The sequence below is a fragment of the Jeotgalicoccus sp. ATCC 8456 genome, from assembly GCF_016313225.1.
In the GTDB taxonomy this organism is placed as follows: Bacteria; Bacillota; Bacilli; order Staphylococcales; family Salinicoccaceae; genus Jeotgalicoccus; species Jeotgalicoccus marinus.
This window is the reverse complement of record NZ_CP066224.1, coordinates 1,397,823-1,412,301: the sequence shown is the minus strand read 5'-3', so window position 1 is coordinate 1,412,301 and position 14,479 is coordinate 1,397,823. Positions and strand designations below refer to the sequence as shown.

General features: G+C 36.9%; 20 protein-coding genes and 1 pseudogene. 11 read left to right on the top strand and 10 right to left on the bottom strand.

Translation table 11 applies throughout. The features are described from left to right. Positions 1–58: 58 nt before the first annotated feature. Positions 59–406 (bottom strand): c-type cytochrome, encoded by a 348-nt coding sequence (locus JEM45_RS07325; RefSeq protein WP_198687190.1) that lies wholly within the window; start codon positions 404–406, stop codon positions 59–61. Positions 407–548: 142 nt separating this feature from the next. On the opposite strand from JEM45_RS07325, the gene JEM45_RS07320 reads away from it, so the two are divergent. Then, on the top strand, positions 549–977 hold the full coding sequence (locus tag JEM45_RS07320) for an Rrf2 family transcriptional regulator (protein WP_198687189.1): 429 nt from the start codon (positions 549–551) through the stop codon (positions 975–977). Between the two features lie 115 nt (positions 978–1,092). Beyond that, the gene (locus JEM45_RS07315) at positions 1,093–1,731 is read left to right on the top strand and encodes an NAD(P)-dependent oxidoreductase (protein WP_198687188.1); all 639 of its coding nucleotides are present in this window, start codon (positions 1,093–1,095) and stop codon (positions 1,729–1,731) included. A 60-nt stretch (positions 1,732–1,791) separates the two neighbouring features. Here the strand turns inward: JEM45_RS07315 and JEM45_RS07310 are convergent, their stop codons facing one another. After that, positions 1,792–2,550 carry an SDR family NAD(P)-dependent oxidoreductase gene (locus tag JEM45_RS07310; protein ID WP_026865974.1) on the bottom strand — a complete coding sequence of 253 codons (759 nt, stop codon included), beginning with the start codon at positions 2,548–2,550 and terminating at the stop codon, positions 1,792–1,794. 133 nt (positions 2,551–2,683) lie between these two features. Between JEM45_RS07310 and JEM45_RS07305 the strand changes: the two genes are divergently transcribed. Next, positions 2,684–3,220 carry a DUF1697 domain-containing protein gene (locus JEM45_RS07305; RefSeq protein ID WP_026865973.1) on the top strand — a complete coding sequence of 179 codons (537 nt, stop codon included), beginning with the start codon at positions 2,684–2,686 and terminating at the stop codon, positions 3,218–3,220. A 48-nt stretch (positions 3,221–3,268) separates the two neighbouring features. Continuing rightward, positions 3,269–3,763 carry a dihydrofolate reductase gene (locus JEM45_RS07300; protein ID WP_198687187.1) on the top strand — a complete coding sequence of 165 codons (495 nt, stop codon included), beginning with the start codon at positions 3,269–3,271 and terminating at the stop codon, positions 3,761–3,763. Positions 3,764–3,819: 56 nt separating this feature from the next. Here the strand turns inward: JEM45_RS07300 and JEM45_RS07295 are convergent, their stop codons facing one another. Further along, positions 3,820–4,494: a TVP38/TMEM64 family protein gene (locus JEM45_RS07295; protein WP_198687186.1), complete on the bottom strand. Its 675-nt coding sequence runs from the start codon at positions 4,492–4,494 to the stop codon at positions 3,820–3,822. Between the two features lie 165 nt (positions 4,495–4,659). On the opposite strand from JEM45_RS07295, the gene JEM45_RS07290 reads away from it, so the two are divergent. After that, positions 4,660–5,676, top strand: coding sequence for a DUF418 domain-containing protein (locus JEM45_RS07290; protein WP_198687185.1), 1,017 nt, complete (start codon positions 4,660–4,662; stop codon positions 5,674–5,676). 54 nt (positions 5,677–5,730) lie between these two features. Here the strand turns inward: JEM45_RS07290 and JEM45_RS07285 are convergent. Then, positions 5,731–6,414, bottom strand: a pseudogene (locus tag JEM45_RS07285) (SDR family NAD(P)-dependent oxidoreductase). Between the two features lie 91 nt (positions 6,415–6,505). Between JEM45_RS07285 and JEM45_RS07280 the strand changes: the two are divergent. Next, positions 6,506–6,796, top strand: coding sequence for a hypothetical protein (locus JEM45_RS07280; RefSeq protein ID WP_026865969.1), 291 nt, complete (start codon positions 6,506–6,508; stop codon positions 6,794–6,796). A 112-nt stretch (positions 6,797–6,908) separates the two neighbouring features. Here JEM45_RS07280 and JEM45_RS07275 read toward each other — a convergent pair whose 3' ends face one another. The 4 genes from JEM45_RS07275 to JEM45_RS07260 all read right to left on the bottom strand — a co-directional run bounded on the left by JEM45_RS07275 (position 6,909) and on the right by JEM45_RS07260 (position 8,737). Next, entirely contained in the window at positions 6,909–7,286 is a 378-nt protein-coding gene (locus JEM45_RS07275; RefSeq protein WP_026865968.1) for a thiol-disulfide oxidoreductase DCC family protein, read from the bottom strand. A gap of 81 nt (positions 7,287–7,367) precedes the next feature. After that, positions 7,368–8,000, bottom strand: a complete 633-nt coding sequence (locus JEM45_RS07270; RefSeq protein ID WP_198687184.1) for an NAD(P)/FAD-dependent oxidoreductase — start codon at positions 7,998–8,000, stop codon at positions 7,368–7,370. Between the two features lie 159 nt (positions 8,001–8,159). Beyond that, positions 8,160–8,267 carry an FAD-binding protein gene (locus tag JEM45_RS07265; RefSeq protein ID WP_156889122.1) on the bottom strand — a complete coding sequence of 36 codons (108 nt, stop codon included), beginning with the start codon at positions 8,265–8,267 and terminating at the stop codon, positions 8,160–8,162. Positions 8,268–8,353: 86 nt separating this feature from the next. Beyond that, positions 8,354–8,737, bottom strand: coding sequence for an RrF2 family transcriptional regulator (locus JEM45_RS07260; RefSeq protein ID WP_026865967.1), 384 nt, complete (start codon positions 8,735–8,737; stop codon positions 8,354–8,356). Between the two features lie 147 nt (positions 8,738–8,884). Between JEM45_RS07260 and JEM45_RS07255 the strand changes: the two genes are divergently transcribed. Beyond that, positions 8,885–9,271, top strand: coding sequence for a hypothetical protein (locus JEM45_RS07255; RefSeq protein WP_026865966.1), 387 nt, complete (start codon positions 8,885–8,887; stop codon positions 9,269–9,271). Positions 9,272–9,298: 27 nt separating this feature from the next. Here the strand turns inward: JEM45_RS07255 and JEM45_RS07250 are convergent, their stop codons facing one another. Continuing rightward, positions 9,299–9,685, bottom strand: a complete 387-nt coding sequence (locus JEM45_RS07250) for a GtrA family protein (protein WP_026865965.1) — start codon at positions 9,683–9,685, stop codon at positions 9,299–9,301. A 150-nt stretch (positions 9,686–9,835) separates the two neighbouring features. Here JEM45_RS07250 and fabF point away from each other — a divergent pair, with 150 nt between their 5' ends. From fabF to JEM45_RS07230, 4 genes are read left to right on the top strand one after another with little or no spacing between them, the layout of a single operon-like run. After that, on the top strand, positions 9,836–11,071 hold the full coding sequence (gene fabF / locus JEM45_RS07245) for a beta-ketoacyl-ACP synthase II (protein ID WP_026865964.1): 1,236 nt from the start codon (positions 9,836–9,838) through the stop codon (positions 11,069–11,071). Between the two features lie 29 nt (positions 11,072–11,100). Continuing rightward, complete coding sequence (locus tag JEM45_RS07240) at positions 11,101–11,982, top strand: DegV family protein (RefSeq protein WP_026865963.1); 882 nt, start codon at positions 11,101–11,103, stop codon at positions 11,980–11,982. Further along, on the top strand, positions 11,983–12,969 hold the full coding sequence (gene plsX / locus JEM45_RS07235) for a phosphate acyltransferase PlsX (protein WP_051220432.1): 987 nt from the start codon (positions 11,983–11,985) through the stop codon (positions 12,967–12,969). It abuts the gene before it with no gap. A 43-nt stretch (positions 12,970–13,012) separates the two neighbouring features. Next, positions 13,013–13,243, top strand: coding sequence for a glycine zipper domain-containing protein (locus tag JEM45_RS07230; protein WP_156889121.1), 231 nt, complete (start codon positions 13,013–13,015; stop codon positions 13,241–13,243). 104 nt (positions 13,244–13,347) lie between these two features. Here the strand turns inward: JEM45_RS07230 and JEM45_RS07225 are convergent, their stop codons facing one another. Next, entirely contained in the window at positions 13,348–14,319 is a 972-nt protein-coding gene (locus JEM45_RS07225) for a YkvI family membrane protein (protein ID WP_342664959.1), read from the bottom strand. Between the last annotated feature and the right edge of the window lie 160 nt (positions 14,320–14,479).

Genomic DNA, 14,479 nt, shown 5'->3' with positions numbered 1-14,479 from the left:
AGCCCCACTTAAGTTAAGAAATCCAACTTAAGTGGGGCTTATTATCGGGAGGCTAAAGTTATTGTTCGCTAAAGAATGTGTAGAGTGCAGATAGTTCATCATTACTAACTTGATCTTCACTGAAGGCAGGCATCTGTCCTTGACCATTCCTTACAATTTCTTCGAAATCATCTTGACTTAAGCTCGTTCCTGCAAGTGCTGGACCCATATTACCTGAGAAATCTTCACCATGACAAGATGCACAGTTATCTCTCGCAATGCCTTCAGCGTCAACGTCACCACTCGATGCACTGCTATCTTCTTCTGTTGAAGCATCTTCTGTACTTTCTTCATCTGCACCGCCACATGCTCCGAGTACAAGCACCATAGACAGACCACCAGCTATCAACAATCTTTTGAAATTCATAAACTGACCCCCTAATATTTTTAAAGATACTATATATTTAATATACCCAACTTTTATAAAAATAGGTCAATTTATGTTTTTAATATAGAATGTTTGACTTTCATTTTAGGTGTAAACACAATGGTTACATGAGGTGGTTGAAATGAAAATTAGCAGTCGTTTCACAGTTGGTGTTCATATACTGACTTTAATTAAGATTGAACGAGAATATACATTGTCTTCAACTCAGATTGCAGAGAGTGTAAACACTAACCCTGTAGTTATTAGAAGATTAATGGGTAAACTAAAAGAAGCGGGTTTAATAGAAGTTTCACGTGGAAATACAGGTGCTAAACTTTTAAAATCATTAGATGAAATCACATTGTTTGATGTGTACAAAGCTGTAGAAGTAATAGAAAGTGGACATCTTTTTCAAATTCATGAAGATACCAACCCTAAATGTACAGTAGGTGCTAATATTCAAATGGTCTTGGAAGTAATTTTAGAAAGTGCTCAAGGAGCAATGGAAGCAGTACTAAAGGATGTAACTTTAGACAATATTGTTAATAAGATTCTAGTGAATAACGGATAAACTTATCCGTCTTTCTATATTGTAACTGTAATTGTTACAGTTACAATTATTGAAAGTTATTTAATTCATTCAACCCACTCTACTATCTAAATTTAAAAACTTAGGAGGAAAATTTATGAAAATTGGAATCATCGGTGCAAGTGGAAAAGTAGGTAGTCTAGTATTAGAAGAAGCACTTGAAAGAGGACATGATGTAACTGCAATCGTTAGAAATGCTTCAAAAATAATAAATGACAATGTGGAAGTTGTAGAGAAAGAAATATTTGATATTACTTCAGAAGATTTACAGAACCTAGATGTTGTTGTTAACGCATTTGGTGCCCCACTTGGTGAAGAAGAAGCACACGTTACAGCAGGTCGAGCATTGATTGAAGCACTAAAAGGAACAGATACTAGAGCGATTATCGTTGGAGGTGCAGGTAGTTTATACGTAGACGATGCACAAACAACTAAAGTGATAGATACTCCAGATTTCCCGGAAATTTTTGTTCCAACTGCGAGCGGACAAGGTAGAAACTTAGAAGACTTACAGAATTCAGAAGGTATCACTTGGACATTCTTAAGTCCATCAGTTGATTTTAATGCAGAAGGTCCTAAGACAGGTAAATATGAAACAGGTAAAGATAACCTAATGGTTAACTCTAAAGGAAATAGTTACATTAGTTATGCGGACTATGCTTCTGCACTTGTGGATGAAAATGAAGAACCTAAACATATAAATGAGCGTTTTACAGTAGTTGGAGAAGAAGAATAAGAAAAAAGTTAAAAGGCATAACAGAATTAAATCTGTTATGCCTTTTTGTATAAAACATCACTAATCAGCCTGCATACCACCATCAACATTGTACATTGAGCCTGTAACAAATGATGCTGCATCAGATCCAAGAAAGTATGCAACTTTTGCTACCTCTTCAGGTGTACCAAAACGGCCAAATGGAATGCCTTGTTTAAGTGCTTCACCTGATTTTTCAGGTTCTCCTGGTGATAAGTTATTTTGAATATCTGCTAGCATATCTGTATCAATAGCAGCAGGTGCAATCGCATTGACTCTTATGTTATGTTCTGCTGCCTCTAATGCTGCAGTTTTAGTTAAACCTGCTACGGCATGTTTGGATGCGATATAGCCTGGCATGCCTGCAGAACCAATGTATGCCGCATTAGAAGCGGTATTAACAATGCTGCCATATCCTTGGTTCTCCATTTGTGGAATCACATGTTTTAAGCCGAGAAAAACACCAGTAGTGTTAATTGACATAATCGTATCAAACTCGCTCTTATCTAATTCTTTAATCGGCTTAAATGGACCATTAATTCCTGCATTATTATAGAAAATATCGATACGATCAAACTTTTCAATTGTTCGTGCGACATATTTTTTTACGCTGTCTTCATCTGTGACATCACCAACTATAAGTTCGATATTGTCACCACCGAGGTTATCCTTAGCCGCATTCAATGCTTCTTTTTTTAAATCTACTAGGACGACTGTATTACCGTTGTCTAAATGTTCTTTCGCAATAGCTTGACCAATTCCGCCGGCGCCACCTGTAATGAGCACAATCTTATCTGTCATTATTGCAATTCTCCTTTTTCATTTAGTAATTCAAGTATAGAAATAATTAGAAAGAATAATCAAAATATTAGCTTATTATTTTGGGTATAATAAATTGAAGTGTTCTAAGATACTCATTTTAAGGAGGACGATTATGAAGTATATCGCTCTGTTAAGAGGTGTCATGCCGACAGGTAAGAATAAGGTAATGATGGCAGATTTAAATGAAGTTGTTTCTAAAGCGGGTTACGATAACGTAACAACCTACATTCAAAGTGGCAATATCATTTTTGATTCTGATAAATCAGCAGAAGAAATTAGCAGTGATATTCATGAGACGATTAAGAATGATCTCGGGCCGGAATTACCTGTTATTGTGAAAACTGTTGATCAGCTTCAAATGATTGCAGATCACAATCCCTATAAAGAAGAAAAATATAGAAATAGCGTTGTTTATATCGCTACAAGTATGTCTCAAATAGATACTGAGAAACAAGGAGAAATACAGGCTCTGTCTAAGGAGGGAGAATATATCACTTTTACTGAAGAGGCGATATATTATTATTTGTCTAACGGTATGCATAATGCCAAGATTAATAACAATTTCTTAGAAAAGAAATTGGGAATTACACTAACTACACGGAATCAAAACACGATTGAGAAAATTATTGGAAGGGTAAAGACTAACTAATCAATGATGTAAAGTTGTAGATTAGAAATCTTACAGGAGTGATACTGTATGTTGGCATATGTATGGGCAGAGGATCAAAACAGACTTATTGGCAGTGGTGACAAGTTACCATGGAGATTACCTAATGACGTAAAGTTCTTTAAAGATATCACCATACGTGGTGATGTTGTAACGGGGCGTAAAACGTATGAAACAATACCAAATAGACCTTTAAAAGATCGGAGAAATATTGTCCTCACCTCGGATGAAAACTATGTGGCTGAAGGTGCGATTATCGTTCATTCTAAGGAAGAGATATTAGAAATTGATAAACAGGAAGCACGTGATTTGTATATCATTGGTGGCGCTAAATTGTTCGAACTATTTGAAGATGAGGTGGATGAACTCTTCAGAACAGTGATACACGATACTTTTGAAGGTGATGTATATTTTCCAGAGTCATTTGATTACTCTAAATTCGAATTGGTTTGGAAAGAAGAAGGCATAGTAGATGAAAGAAACAAACATGAACATACCTTTGAGCAATGGCGTAGGAAAAAATGAAAAGTAATCCGTATGTTCTTTAAATAGTTAACATACGGATTTTATTTATTGATATATTAATTATCTTCACGTGCATTTCGCCAATAGCGATAAGACACCCAAGTTGATATCAGTACTAATACCCAAGCCCCTACTAATATGATGCCATTGAATAGTGATTGGTTGGCAGCGAAGGCACCGAGGGCAACCAAGGAGATTTGTCCTGGTATAGATGCAACAAAAGTTGCTGCTACAAATGCATACTGATTAACCCCAAGTGCACCTGCCCCATAGTTAACAGGCCAGTATGGTAGGCCTGGCATCAATCTTGCCGTACACATCGCTAAGAAGCCTGCGTTACTCAAGTATTTTTTAACAGTTGTCCCATGCCGACCCAAGAGTTTAAACGTGAGATCTTGTCCTGTAAGTCGGGCTAACCAGTAGCCAAGCCATGATCCAATCATCACACCTGTGAAGGAGAATAAACTACCTGCAATGACACTGTATAATGAGCCTGCAACAAGCGCTGGTATTGTTACGGGAATTGGTGTGATCGCAATGAGTGCTGTTATCCCTATAAAGACTAACCAACCAGCCCATCCATATCCTTGAATCATATCTCTTAATACGGCAGGTTCAGGCACATTGACATTAAAACTCAACCAAATTAATAGGCCGATTACACCTACTGTTGCTAATAAAGAGATGGTAGATCTTAAAGAAAACCCATCTGATTGTTCTTCTGGATTCATGAAATTTTCCTCCTTTCACAGGTATAAAGTAGTAATTATTATTAAGAATCTATTTTTATCTAACATTATATACTTCTGAAGTGACATTATAGTCACAGTTATTGTAAAGCATGTCGACATAAGTTACGATACATCTTGTTAAAAATTAAGAAACGAGATGAAAAAATGAATACTTTAAACAAGAGGATTGATGCTTTAGATTATTTACGTGGATTTGCCTTGTTAGGTATTATCCTAGTCAATGTTGGCGCAATCATCAGTGTACAGAGCCCGCATACTGAACTTGATATTCTATATAGAAAACTTTTAGATTTTTTTGTAGAAAGTAAGTTCTTTACCATCTTTTCGACATTGTTTGGTATAGGCTTTTATATTTTTATAAATAATGCAAAAAAGAAGTCTCAAAATATTTACATGTTGTACTTAAGAAGAATCGTTGTACTTGCAGTATTTGGTCTATTACACATGCAACTTCAGCCGGGTGAAGCGTTGCTTAGCTATGCGATTTTCGGATTAATATTACTCCTGTTCTCATTTTTGAAAAAGGAATTGAATGTAATCCTTGGCCTGATACTGTTAGTTGCTTGCCTGTACTTTGACGTGAAAATTCTGGCTGCACTTGCTTACTTTATACTAGGTTATGCATTTGCACAATATGGTTTAATCTATACATTTACAAAAGCGAAAAGAAAATGGCAGATTGTTGGTATCCTTTCTGGTTTAGCTAGTGTGGCAGCAGTCCTAATTATGCAATCATACTACGTTTTACCTCATATTGACTTAGTTGAACAAACAAGTCGAACATTTGAAGAGTACCCAGATCAAGTGAACTCATATAATCATATCGTATTTATGCTATCACCAGTGCTGACAATCTTTTATGCAACATTAGTGATCAGCTTATTAAACACTAATCTCGGAATGAAATTACTTTCGCCCCTAAAATATTACGGACGAATGGCATTAACAAACTACATCGGTCAAACAGTTCTAATTTGGCTAGCAGGTACAATATTTTTTGATGGACCAACTCGCCTTATTTACACACTATTCCTTTGCATAGGCATATATGTCATCCAGTTAATCTTTACCTACTACTGGTCGAAAGTCTTTAAGTATGGGCCTTTAGAGTACATTTGGAGATGCCTAACTTACTTGAAAATTATTTGTCATCGGGTGTGACGGACTGATGATACAGGACTGCTGTATCAGTCAGCATCCGTCCCTAATTTATTATTATTGTGCTGTAAAGCCACCGTCGACAGTTAGGGTGTTCGCTGTCATAAATGATGAATCGTCTGATGCTAAGAATAAAGCAGCTTTAGCCATCTCTTCTGATGTACCTAATCGTCCGATAGGTGTGACATCTGATAGTGATTGCTTCATTTCTTCATGAATAATTGGTGTATCAATGAAGCCTGGGCATAAGGCGTTTACTCTAATATTTTCAGCGGCATACTCAACACCGAGAGAACGCGTTAAATTAATTACGCCACCTTTTGCAGCATTGTAAGCAGCACTACCGGCTGCACCAATCCAACCATACATAGAAGCTGTATTGATAATATTTCCGCTACCTTGTTTTCTGAATAAGTCGATTGCAAATTTCGAGAATAAGAATACTGCATCTAGGTCAACATTAACTGTCTTTCTATACTCATCATAAGATACTTCGTGTGTTGGTTTAGTTGCACCTATTCCAGCGTTGTTAAATAATATATCTACTCGACCAAATTTTTCAATTGTCGTATCAAATACCTTCTTAGCATCTGCTTCACTCGTTACGTCCGCTTGTACGAAAACTGTATCTCAACCGATTTCTTTTGCAACTGTTTGTCCTTTATTTTCATCAAGATCTACGAGCACGAGTTTAGCGCCTTCTTGGTTAAATAACTCTACAGTCTTAATATATGATTTTATTCACATTATACAAAATATTTTCTAGAATACTAAGATTGCCCACTTTATATTCTGGGTACATGAAAGTATACACCGAAGGGAGTTTTTATTCATGGAAATTAAGAATGTACAATTAGAAGCAATCCCTGATTTCGAGCATCAGCTTGGACTGGAAGACGTAAAATATTTAACACTATGTACTGAAGAAGGTATCTTTGCCCACTTAAAAGGGGTAGCGACAGAAAATGAAGATGAAATTGAAGTATCTTTTGGTTTTATAAATGAATTCAACGAAAGTATTGCTAAACAATTATATGAGAAGTTTATAGAACAAAATATTTCCGAGGAAATAGTGTTTGATCCAGCTAGTGAAGCTGAAGAAGCATTTGTTGAATCATTATAAAAATAAGCCGTACGTTGTAAGTCAACGTACGGTGTTTTTGATTGTTGGTATAACTAGAAACATAAGGATTATAAGCAACAAAAAACACCCCGCTCTCACGAGGTGCTCTGAATTAAGCTAGATACATAGCTCTAAATTTATCGTTCGACATCTTGCATTTATCATCTTTAAAAACTCGGTGACGATTTTTCGCAATCCATCTATAAAGCTTATCTCTTAAACTTTTCGGAACGATATGGGTAATGCTCACAATTTTGAATAATGGATGAAGTGCTGTCGTAAGTTGAATAACGGCATCGGAATAGTAGTACAATTGGTTATTATCTATAAATATTAGGCTGTCGACATTAGGATTTAAGTCCACATTCTCTATAGTCCACTGGCTATTGAAATCCGTAATATACAAGTTTTTATCTTTATTGATAAAAACAACGAACTGGATTAACCGACTGCACATGTTGCAGTCACCATCATAGATTAAGATTTTCATATAACCACCTTAAAGGTTCAAAATTCTCTTTACTTCATTCTAACAAATTAGTTCTAGACAGCAGACTAACTTGTTTTTACCTTACTTATAAAAGTCTTCTTTTAAACGTTTAATTATCATGAATTTCGCCACATCTCCACCATCGGCGGCAGCATTGATTAATGGTCTTGCAAAGTTAGCTTTAGTCTCCCCACTAACAAATAGCTCAGAAACGGAAGTTTCACCAAATTGATCTGTTATGATTTGCCCTTTTTCATCACGGTCTACATCTAGATTCTTAAGGGATTCATAATCTGTATCCCATTTCATGGAAGCAATCATGCCACCAATTTCTTCGCTTGTATTGTCTTCAAAGATTAAGCTTTCGACTTGATTATCTTGACCAGTCATCTCTGTAATCACAGCGTCTTTATAGGCATAACCTTTTGAGTCAAACAGCGCTTTAAGTTCTTCGGTCAACACATCATTTCCATTGGTACAGATTAATAGATCATCACTCCAATTAGATAGAAGCATGACAATATGGTCAATTGACATTTCATCCACCATTATAGCGATACGGCGATGTTTCATTTCATAGCCATCACACCATGGGCAGTAGAATACTGATTTACCATAAAACTGTTCGAAGTTTTTAATGTCCGGGTAAAATTCTCTTATTCCAGTTGCCAGAAGCACTTGTTTACTTTCGTAGCTTGTTTTTTCTGTCGTCACTTTAAAAACTCCATCTTCTTTGACGATATTCACTACACGATCTTCAACTGTTTCAACATCTTCGTATTTTACTACATCTGCTTTGGCACTTTGTCTAAACTCATCTGGTGATACGCCATCTTGTGTTAAGTAGCCATGTGATTCTGTCGTTACCTTGTTTCAAGGTTGGTTATTGTCTATGACTAAGGCTGCTGTCAAACCTCGTCCAAAATTTAATGCTGCACTTAAACCTGCTGGGCCACCGCCAACTATAATTACATCGTACATATTATTCCACCTTTATATATATTATAGAGTCTTTATATCCATTATAACTCGATTAAAAAAACGAACTGAAGAATCAAATCGTTTTTTTAAACTAAAGAAGCGATGCTTTTACTTTTTAATGATTGAATCATATCATTTTCAACACTCATCATTAAACGATTAATCTTACATTCATCACCATGATTAAAGCTGTCCTCTAAAAGAGAGGGGTGTCCATCAATTGCATGGATAATATCGTAGACTGAAATATCCTGCCAATCCTCTGGTAGAGAATAGCCACCTTTAGCCCCACTACTCGCTATGATATATCTTTGTTTAACTAATCGAGCGAGTATTTTTGAAAGGTATGTTGTCGATACTTTCAGTTTCTTAGATAGGTCTGCAACTGGGAATTTTTCATTCTTATCTTGTTGGCTAGCTAAAAAAGCCATAACATGTAATGCATAATCTGTTCCTCTAGAAAACTTCAAAGCCTTACGCTCCTTTATGGATATTATGAGTCTATAATAACGGTATAAGTTTAATGTTGCAAGGAAAAGATTTAAACTTGTTCATATTGAGTTCATATACGACCAGTACTATGTAGGTATTACTAAAAAAGAAAAAGGAGCATTTTTATGAAAAGTCCGGTTAAAATTCTCTTGGTTGCAGCAGGCTTATTCGGCTTAATTGGTTCAGTCATGGGTGCACATATGGCGGGATCTGGTTCATATGCACTTCGACCAATTCACGCCCATATTCTCGTTGTAGGTTGGTTAAGTCTATTTTCTTGGTCAGTCTTTTACCAGGTATTTAATGTGAAATACAATGGTCTTGCAAAATTCCACGTTTGGACTGCAATTATTGGAACGACAGGTCTAGTATTAGGTATGTTTGTTAACAATGTTGCTTCTCTCGGCTTACCAGAAGTCTTTTCATTGATTCTCTATATTGGTGGCGGCGTTACATTGTTACTCAGCTTTATTACATTTTTTGTACAGACACTCTTATATCAGTCTAAATAATAAAATACCGCCATCAGGCGGTATTTTTTATATCGCTCTATAACGTCTAAACGAAATATAACGGTTAATGACATACTGGACTAGTGTTGCAAACATTGTCGCGAATATTTTTACTAATATCGCATTCCATCCTAGGGTCTGATGGAAGAGAAAGACGAGTAGAGAGACAATAACAAAGCCTATGATCCCAGCACTTAAGAAAGAGATATAGCGTTTGAAAAATTTGCTGGAAGCCTTGAAATTAAAATAGTAGTTGATTAGGAAATTTGTCGTGACCCCGACAAACGTACTAATCAGATTTACAAGCTGAACATGAATATCTGTAAAAGTATACAGGATGTAAAACAGCCCTAAATCCAGCACACCTCCAACACATGCAATTAAAATATATTTAAAAAATTCTACTCTCTTCATCAACGACACCTACCTATATTTCGTTGAAGTATAGCATAATGAAGGCCAATTTTCTAAGGGATTGAAGTTATAAGTGGAATACTTGTCGTTATGATAGGATTACAATGTATATTAAAATGGTATCTATTAAAGGAATTGAAGGGATGAAGTATGGTGCGAGTTGTTGTAACGGGCATGGGTGCCGTAACCCCGATTGGTAATAACGTAAACGATATTTGGCAAAGTATTAAAGATAATAGGCATGGTATTGGACGTGCGACAAAAGTGAATCCAGAAGATTACAAAACGACACTTGCTGCAGAAGTTAAAAACTTTGATCCAGAGCATGTGATCAGCAGAAAAGACGCGAAAAGAATGGATTTATTTGCGCAATATGCTGTGGTAGCGGCTAATGAAGCGATTGATATGAGTGGTTTTACAGTTACTGAAGGGAATGCTTACGATGTAGGTGTCATCGTTGGTACCGGATCAGGGGGTTATCTCGCTATGGAGGATAATGTGAGAAAACTACACGATAAAGGTCCGAACAAAGTAGAGGCACTCTTTCATATCAAAACACCAGTCAATATGGCAGCTGCAAGTATTGCCATGCATCTCGGAATAAAAGGAGACTCAATGGCAGTATCATCAGCATGTGCGAGTGGCACTCACTCTATCGGTGAGGCATTTCTTAAAATCAAATCTGAACAGCTGACCGCTTGTCTTGCAGGCGGTGCGGAAGCGACGTTAAATGATTCTTCTTATAGTGGTTTCTCAGTCTTAAAAGCGATGTCGACAGAGTCGGATCCAGACCGAGCATCTCGCCCATTTGACAAAGAACGTGACGGTTTTGTTCCTGGTGAAGGTGCGGGGATTTTAATGTTGGAATCTCTAGAATCAGCCGAGGCGCGTGGAGCTAAAATCTATGCTGAGATTGTTGGTTATGGTGCGACAACGGATGCATACCATGTAACAGCACCTCGACCAGACGGGCATGCTACTGGTACAGCAATGAAAAAAGCAATCAAGATGGCAAATATCTCAGCTGCTGATATTTCATATATTAACGCCCATGGTACGAGCACACCAGCCAATGATTTAAGTGAAACGAAAGCTATAAAGTTTGCGCTTGGAGAAGCAGCTTATAATGTAGCTATATCTAGTACAAAGAGCTACGTGGGGCATATGTACGGTGCTTCTGGTGGTGCTGAAGCGGTAGTGACAGTTCAATCATTGATGCATGATTTTATACACCCTACACTAAACTTAAGGAACCATGACCCAGAATGTGATTTGGATTATGTACCATTAACTGGTCGTACTCAAATGATTCAATATGCACTCTCAAATTCCATGGGATTTGGTGGACATAATGGTTCTCTATTGTTCAAAAATTGGAATGATTAGAAAGAGATATTTTCTAGGAGGAATTGCGAATGAAGATAGCAGTACTTTGCGATAGCTCAGCTTATTTACCTCAGTCGCTCCGAGAGCGAGAAGATGTGTTCCAAGTTGACTTTACCTTAGCGCTCCCAAATGGTGAGGTAATTACAGAATCAACTGATGAAGTCCATTTAAATGCATTCTTTAAAACATGGATGCAGGATACAAAAAATCAACCTAAGACCTCTCAACCAGCGGTTCAAGACTATCATAGAGAATTTAGACAAATTATCGGAAAAGGTTATACCACTGTCATTGGAATATTTTTAAGTTCTAAAGTAAGCGGGACTTTTCAAACTGCCGAGGCAATTAGTGAAGAATATAGAAACCAGTTAACGATTCATAACATTGACTCTCTGGGGCTGTCAGTTAATATGGAACAGTTAATTATTCAACTCACAAAAATGATTGATGAGGATAAGCCCTATGACACGATTAAAGAAGCGCTCACATGGTTAATGACCTCGAGTTGTTTTTTTGCTGGACTTGAGAAAAGTGATCACTTTATAAAAGGCGGACGAGGAAAGTCTTTAAAACCTGTTGCAGAGAAATCCTTAAAAACCTTCCCAGTATTAGAATATGTACAGGATGATACACCTTTGTTAAGAGAAACATATCGGACTACAAAACAACGAAATAAGGGATTGGCTGAACTTGCTTTAGCTTACAGTAAAGAGTTTCCTAATCACCAAATACAAATCAGTATTGGACATACACTTTCAGAGCACAAGGCGCTCAAATTAAAAGCAGCAATTCAGTCAGTATTACCTGAACAAGTCATTCAAACTAGACTGATTGGTACAGCCTTTTGTTCTCACCTCGGTCAAGGTGCCCTATCACTCGGTTTCATGCCAGTTTTTAAAGAGGTGGACTAGATGATAAAGATTGCAGTTGATACAGTAGGCGGAGATTTTGGAGTCAATACAACAGTCTATGGTGCTTGCCTAGCTATGGAAGAACAAAAAGACCTCAGCTGTCTATTTTTTGGTTCACCTCGTGAAATCAAGGCAGCTCTCCCTGAATTTTCGGACATGAACCGTGTAAAAATTATCGAGTCGAATAATGAGATTACAGATGATGATCATGCATTAAAAGCAGTCAGAAGAAAGCAGAACTCTGCTTTAGTTCGAGGTATAAAGGCCGTCAGTGAAGGACAGGCAGATAGCTTTATATCTGCAGGATCTAGCGGTGCAATCTATCTTGCCAGTATGTTTTATATTGGAACTATTGAAGGTATAGAACGTCCGGCAGCAGTCTCTATATTACCAACGGTCTCTAAAGAATCACCATACTATCTTTTGATTGATGCTGGTGCGAATATTGCGAGTAAACCGAAGTATTTAAGTGATTATGGTAAATTTGGTAGTGCGATTGCTAAACAATTACTTGGCGTGACAGAACCAAGAGTGGGACTTTTAAATATTGGTACCGAACCATCTAAGGGTGATGATTTTAGGAAGGCCGCCTATGCTAATCTAGAAAATGAGCAGACTATCAATTTCATAGGAAATGTAGAACCGACAGATATTTTAAAAGGTACGAATGAAATTGTACTGACAGACGGCTTTACTGGTAACATTCTGCTGAAATCCGTAGAAGGCACTAGCCAAATATTATTGAATGATTTATTGGCAGTTATAACTACAGAAGAATCGTTGGATAAGAAGACATTAGCCGTGGTCGAACGTGCTATTCAACAGAGGGTTAATAGATTCACCAATGAAGATATCGGTGGTGGTTTTATCTTGGGAATTAAGGCGCCAATTGTAATCACACACGGCTCAGCTGATGAGAAAATGTTTAAAAACAGTGTATTAACTGCAGCACGTTTAGCAGTGAACAATGCGTTTAAAGATTATTGATGGTACTATGGAACTAACCAAACAATGTGGGGAGGCTGTATTCTTGGATAATGAAGAGAAAAAGGACCCTCAGAATGAACATGAGAGCGGCTTGAACATGCAGTGGTTTGCGATAGGAATTGCTTTTGGGCCTGTGATTGGGATGTTTATAGGTATATTTATTGATAATCTTGCCTTAGGAGTTGCCTTGGGTATGCCCGCTGGTATCTTATTAGGCGTTATTATGGGAGCGATTGACCCCAAAGGTGAAAAAAATAAGAATAATAGTAAATGAATAATGATATGCTCCCCCCTAAGTAGACACTTAAAAAAGTAAAAACTTAAGGGGGAGCTTTTTTTGAAATCAAATATAGTGCACACAACTAGTGAATTATTATATTACATTAATTTTTTCTTACTTGTCTTGTTTGTAATCCATCTAATGAGTAAGGCTAAGGTAATAAATAGACCGATATAACCAAACAGTGGATAGACAGTATTTACTAAGTCAGCAAAGCCTACAAAGCTAAATAGATAGCCTAATATTAGTAAAATGAATAGTAAGAGTCTATATGGTTTACTATTTGGAGCAGTAAAGCGATTTAGTAGTGGATATAACATACCCACACAGCTGTTAAAAATGACGGCAACCATTACGGTAGCCATTGTATACATTAATACGGGATGGATTTGTTCTGCCATGAGTAGAGTCGGTAATTCAACCGTATTTGCTTCTTGGATATTACTTAAAATACCTGCCACCATTATTAATAGTAATACTGAGAAGATAACTCCGCCGTATAAAGCACCACGTCGAGCAATTTTATGTCTGTCTGCTTCTGCACCGACGATAGTTAAGAATGAAAAACTGTTACCGATAATTAAACCACCATATGTGATAGCGTCCCACCACCAAGATCTTGTAGGTGTGGTAAAAATATCAGTGTGTTGGTTTACCTCACTGAATGGTACGCTCGGATTTAAAATATTATAACCTGCAATAACTAATACTGTTATTACGAGTAAAGGCGTGACTGCGCCTAATATAGAAAGTATGCTGTCGAATTTAACTTGTAATACGACAAATAAGAGTAACACAATAATAAGTGATCCGAGCCAGGTTGGTACACCAAAGCCATCATAAAAGGCTGCTCCACCACCTGCAATCATTATTATAGTTGTTCCATAAAGGAAGAAAATGAGTAGGTAATCAATGATTCGACCTACTATAGGACCAAACATTGCATTTAAAGATATGTCATAAGATTCCGCTTCGAGTCGATAACCGACTTTTGCAACTTGTCTTGTTGCAAAGATAACAATGAGTCCGGAAATTATAGCTCCAACAAGGCTGAACTTTCCATAATTCACAAAAAACTGTAGGATTTCTTGTCCAGTTGTAAAACCTGCACCTACGATAAAACTGAGATAAGCAAAAGCAATTCTGATAGAGTCTTTATTAGCAGTGCTGATAATATTCCTCCTCTAGAGTTTTGAGTCAACAATAAATTATGTTAACATACTTTAGTTA

Bases quoted from the DNA above. Each gene is read 5' to 3' on its own strand.
- JEM45_RS07325 (WP_198687190.1), bottom strand. From the start codon at position 406: ATGAATTTCAAAAGATTGTTGATAGCTGGTGGTCTGTCTATGGTGCTT.
- JEM45_RS07320 (WP_198687189.1), top strand. From the start codon at position 549: ATGAAAATTAGCAGTCGTTTCACAGTTGGTGTTCATATACTGACTTTA.
- JEM45_RS07315 (WP_198687188.1), top strand. From the start codon at position 1,093: ATGAAAATTGGAATCATCGGTGCAAGTGGAAAAGTAGGTAGTCTAGTA.
- JEM45_RS07310 (WP_026865974.1), bottom strand. From the start codon at position 2,550: ATGACAGATAAGATTGTGCTCATTACAGGTGGCGCCGGCGGAATTGGT.
- JEM45_RS07305 (WP_026865973.1), top strand. From the start codon at position 2,684: ATGAAGTATATCGCTCTGTTAAGAGGTGTCATGCCGACAGGTAAGAAT.
- JEM45_RS07300 (WP_198687187.1), top strand. From the start codon at position 3,269: ATGTTGGCATATGTATGGGCAGAGGATCAAAACAGACTTATTGGCAGT.
- JEM45_RS07295 (WP_198687186.1), bottom strand. From the start codon at position 4,494: ATGAATCCAGAAGAACAATCAGATGGGTTTTCTTTAAGATCTACCATC.
- JEM45_RS07290 (WP_198687185.1), top strand. From the start codon at position 4,660: ATGAATACTTTAAACAAGAGGATTGATGCTTTAGATTATTTACGTGGA.
- JEM45_RS07280 (WP_026865969.1), top strand. From the start codon at position 6,506: ATGGAAATTAAGAATGTACAATTAGAAGCAATCCCTGATTTCGAGCAT.
- JEM45_RS07275 (WP_026865968.1), bottom strand. From the start codon at position 7,286: ATGAAAATCTTAATCTATGATGGTGACTGCAACATGTGCAGTCGGTTA.
- JEM45_RS07265 (WP_156889122.1), bottom strand. From the start codon at position 8,267: ATGTACGATGTAATTATAGTTGGCGGTGGCCCAGCAGGTTTAAGTGCA.
- JEM45_RS07255 (WP_026865966.1), top strand. From the start codon at position 8,885: ATGAAAAGTCCGGTTAAAATTCTCTTGGTTGCAGCAGGCTTATTCGGC.
- JEM45_RS07250 (WP_026865965.1), bottom strand. From the start codon at position 9,685: ATGAAGAGAGTAGAATTTTTTAAATATATTTTAATTGCATGTGTTGGA.
- fabF (WP_026865964.1), top strand. From the start codon at position 9,836: ATGGTGCGAGTTGTTGTAACGGGCATGGGTGCCGTAACCCCGATTGGT.
- JEM45_RS07240 (WP_026865963.1), top strand. From the start codon at position 11,101: ATGAAGATAGCAGTACTTTGCGATAGCTCAGCTTATTTACCTCAGTCG.
- plsX (WP_051220432.1), top strand. From the start codon at position 11,983: ATGATAAAGATTGCAGTTGATACAGTAGGCGGAGATTTTGGAGTCAAT.